The following is a 399-nucleotide window of genomic DNA, read 5'->3' as shown; positions in this document are numbered from 1 at the left end:
GTATAAGAGACAGATTTCCTGCATTCTTTGGCAATCCGGTCAAAAGCATCTAACTCAACCTCTATTGAGTATTCATCCTTAATTTTCTTGTCTAGAAAAAGGTGAGCTTCATCTAAAAATAATAGGAGGCTCTTCCTTTTATCTCCATCTACTAAACTTTTAAAATCCCCAGCAAGTGCTTTCTCTAATAAAAATCTACCAATTGCATTAACTAAAATCTCCCTTAATTTATTCTCAGACGGTATATTAGCTACAGAGATAATCCTGTCTCTTATACACATCTGACGCTGCCGACGAACCACGACAGGGGTAGGTGTGGGTGGGGGGCGGGGGATTAAGAAAGGGGGGGGGGGGGGGGGGGGGGGGGGGGGGGGGGGGGGGGGGGGGGGGGGGGGGGGG

1 pseudogene is annotated in these 399 nt (G+C 47.9%); it reads right to left on the bottom strand.

Features of this window, described 5'->3' with window-relative positions:
• Window positions 1-281 (bottom strand): annotated as a pseudogene (locus JHD69_RS20580) (hypothetical protein); the annotation flags it as partial.
• Between the last annotated feature and the right edge of the window lie 118 nt (window positions 282-399).

Origin of the sequence: Pedobacter sp. ASV12, from assembly GCF_016429155.1 — a bacterium.
In the GTDB taxonomy this organism is placed as follows: Bacteria; Bacteroidota; Bacteroidia; order Sphingobacteriales; family Sphingobacteriaceae; genus Pedobacter.
Note: the sequence above shows the minus strand (reverse complement) of the source record. Positions and strands in the feature narration are given on the sequence as shown.